This is a genomic window from Mesorhizobium sp. M4A.F.Ca.ET.090.04.2.1, assembly GCF_003999085.1.
Classification (GTDB): Bacteria; Pseudomonadota; Alphaproteobacteria; order Rhizobiales; family Rhizobiaceae; genus Mesorhizobium.
This window is the reverse complement of the sequence record NZ_RZOT01001024.1, coordinates 1-471: the sequence shown is the minus strand read 5'-3', so window position 1 is coordinate 471 and position 471 is coordinate 1. Positions and strand designations below refer to the sequence as shown.

Annotated in this window: 1 protein-coding gene; it reads left to right on the top strand. The window is 69.0% G+C overall.

Going from position 1 to position 471, the window contains the following annotated elements:
- A partial coding sequence (locus EN781_RS33855; RefSeq protein ID WP_281034428.1) for a glycosyltransferase family 9 protein occupies positions 1 to 471 on the top strand: 471 nt, incomplete at both ends.

The following is a 471-nucleotide window of genomic DNA, read 5'->3' as shown; positions in this document are numbered from 1 at the left end:
GCCCTGCGCGCCGCGAGCTACGACCTCGTCATCGATGCGCAAGGGCTGCTGAAGTCCGCTGTGGTGGCGAAGCAGGCGGCAGCGCCGGTCGCCGGCTTCGACCGGGCAAGCGCGCGCGAACCGTCGGCGACGCTGTTCTACGACCACCGCTACGCAGTGCCGCGCGACCTGCACGCCATCGAGCGGACGCGGCGGCTGTTCGGTCTGGCGCTCGGCTACCAGCCGGATCTCTCCGGGCTCCAGTCCGGCATCGTGCCGCCGGCGGATGGTCTGGCCGGCACCAGCGGCAAGACCGCTTTCCTGCTGCACGGCACCAGCCGCGAGGACAAGAAATGGCCGGTCAAGGACTGGATCGAGATCGCCGGGTTATTGCTTGAGAAGGGAATGACGCCTGTCGTCACCTGGTCGAACGGGCCTGAAAAGGCCGTGGCCGAGGCGATCACCAAGGCAGTGCCGCAGGCGGCGCTGGTG